Consider the following 2,571-nt stretch of genomic DNA (forward strand, 5'->3'; position numbering starts at 1 on the left):
TCTACCACTAAACTATACCCGCGGAGCTTGCAGCTCACGCTAAAAATGGTGGAGGGGGAAGGATTCGAACCTTCGAAGTCGTAGACGTCAGATTTACAGTCTGATCCCTTTGGCCGCTCGGGAACCCCTCCTAAGCGAGCCGGCATTCTATACCATGCCGACCTTCTGTCAAGCATTTTCTCATTAAAAACCTGAGGTTAGCTGCGTTGACACCGCCCCGCTTTGACAACCTGTTTAGGTGTTCGCTGTGGAGCGGGCGCCATTCTATGCAAACTATTCCAGCGGTGCAACCCCCTCACACAGCATTATTTTATGTTTTAACTCATTGAATTCCTTGGAAAGGTTTTGCAACTGCACATCCCCCAATAAACGCTGGTTTTCGGGCGCAATACGCAACCAGTAACCAGACTCGGGAAAATCCTTTTGCGAAACCTGAACCTTCACATTCATGGTAGCTAGACGCACCTGCAGCGCGGAAATGCTGCTTTCTTGAGTCAAACCACCCAAGAACAGACACTCCTGTCCGGCACGGCGCATGCCCTGCCCCGCCCCAGAGTTACCAGCTGCCTCACTCAATAAGCGAATATCTTGCTGGGACCCACGGTACATGCTGAGTGGCGTGACATCCTTTGCACGCAAGGGCGCTTCCTGCTGATGCCAGACGTAATAGAACACATTGAGAACAACGAGCAGCAGGAACAACCAACGCATACAAACCTCAAGTTAAAGGACACGCCATCGCCAACCCTACAAATACCAGGTCGGGGACGATCCGAGCATCAGGCACGACGTCCGCCACCAACCCAGCATCGCCACCGGTAATAAAGACAGTAAAGCGCCCCCCCCAATAGGATCGAGCCATTTCCATCTGGGTCAGGACGAAGCCTCTCAACATTAAAGAGCACCCACGCTCCACCGCCTCTACGGTACTGCGCCCCGGAGCATGGCTCGTCAGCGCTTTTTCGGCCGCCAAGTCCCCATAACGGATTTTCCGGGTATGCGTACGTAATTGGTTACGCATCAAGGGCATCCCTGGACAAATGAATCCCCCCAGGTGCTCACCTTCGGCATTAATAAAGTCGGCCGTCACCGCGGTGCCGAAATCCAGAATCAGACAGGCGCCAGCAGCCAAATGAAAGCCACCAAGCATCGCCAACCAGCGATCCAGCCCCAAGCGTTCATAGTCGTCATAGCCATTCCTGACACCAGACATTTCACTGGCCGACTTGGCGCACACGACTGAAACCCCGAACGTCTGCTCGAGAATTCGGGTGAGCGCGGCAGTTTCTTCACCGGTCCTTACGCTGACCAACCGACATTTACGCAACGACAGGCTGTCAAATGCGCACAAGCTATCCACCAGAGCTTGATCCGAGTCGACAACACCTTCCGCGAACAGACCGCCAGCAGCTGTATTCAATACACGCCACTTGATAAAGCTATTCCCACAGTCGAGCTCAAGAATCATCACGCAACCTCAGGCTGAGCTCACCACCGTTAAATACTTTTTCCACGCCATCCACCTTCAAACGCAGCGCACCCTGACTATCGATGCCGAGCACCACGCCCTCTATATGACTAACGCCCGCAATCAACGAAACCGGACGCCCCTGCCACACATGGTATTTTTCCCACTCCTCCTGGAGCTCCGAAAAACCATCAAGCTGATGGCGCTGAATATAGCGACTCAACTGCTCGCTCAACTCAGCCGCCAAGATATTGCGATCACTGCTTTTGCCCGTTTCCAGTCGAATCGACGTCCATTGCTGGTCCACCTCATCAGCAATCTGCATGTTCACATTAATGCCTATACCTAGCACTACATGGCAAACATCTGCAGGATCCCCGACAAGCTCCAGGAGGATGCCCGCGACTTTCTTGTTTCCGACCAACACATCGTTAGGCCACTTCAATCCTGCGCCTGACACACCCAGCTTTCGCAGGGTATGCATAACCGCCAAACCAACAACCAGACTCAATCCCTCGAGCTGGCGCATGCCGCCCTCAATACGCAAGACCAGGCTGTAATAGAGATTTTCAGCAAAGGGACTTACCCACTTACGCCCCCTTCGTCCCCGACCGGAAATCTGTCTCTCTGCCAACACCAGGAACGGCGCCGTGCGACCTTGATTGATCGCGCGCAACGCCTCTGCATTGGTGGAGTCAATGGAGTCAAAGACAGTCATGGGCCACACCGGGGTCAAAGCACCTATGCTGAGCGGATCGAGCAATGTCAGGGGAGCCGCCAATTGATAGCCTCGGCCCCGGACCTTGTTAATGGATAACCCGAGCTCAACCTCAAGATTCTGAAGCTGCTTCCATACAGCACTTCGACTGATGCCCAGGGCAGCCCCTAGAGCCTGACCAGAATGGAATCGACCATCCTTTAAAAGATTCAACAACGTCAGCATGCAGGTCTCGCCTCACAATGAGGCCCGAATAATAGCCATGAGCCGGGCGATTGCATAGAAATCAAGCAAACCACTTTCCTGCGGGCAAAACAAAACCCCAACTGCTTTCGCAATTGGGGTTTCGGAATTTAATCTTGACGATGACCTACTCTCACATGGG

At 53.4% G+C, this 2,571-nt stretch carries 3 protein-coding genes and 1 tRNA gene; all 4 read right to left on the bottom strand.

Features of this window, described 5'->3' with window-relative positions:
- Nucleotides 1-46 precede the first annotated feature (46 nt).
- Nucleotides 47-131 (bottom strand) — tRNA-Tyr (locus ACIP8I_RS26845).
- A 142-nt stretch (nucleotides 132-273) separates the two neighbouring features.
- Nucleotides 274-711 (bottom strand): hypothetical protein, encoded by a 438-nt coding sequence (locus ACIP8I_RS26850; RefSeq protein WP_367085915.1) that lies wholly within the window; start codon nucleotides 709-711, stop codon nucleotides 274-276.
- Between the two features lie 7 nt (nucleotides 712-718).
- Nucleotides 719-1,468, bottom strand: coding sequence for a pantothenate kinase (locus ACIP8I_RS26855; RefSeq protein ID WP_400764884.1), 750 nt, complete (start codon nucleotides 1,466-1,468; stop codon nucleotides 719-721).
- Nucleotides 1,458-2,411: a bifunctional biotin--[acetyl-CoA-carboxylase] ligase/biotin operon repressor BirA gene (birA, locus tag ACIP8I_RS26860; RefSeq protein ID WP_400764886.1), complete on the bottom strand. Its 954-nt coding sequence runs from the start codon at nucleotides 2,409-2,411 to the stop codon at nucleotides 1,458-1,460. Before birA ends, ACIP8I_RS26855 begins: the two co-directional genes overlap by 11 nt.
- Nucleotides 2,412-2,571 lie beyond the last annotated feature (160 nt).

Source organism: Pseudomonas sp. NPDC088414 (assembly GCF_044753325.1).
Taxonomy (GTDB): domain Bacteria; phylum Pseudomonadota; class Gammaproteobacteria; order Pseudomonadales; family Pseudomonadaceae; genus Aquipseudomonas.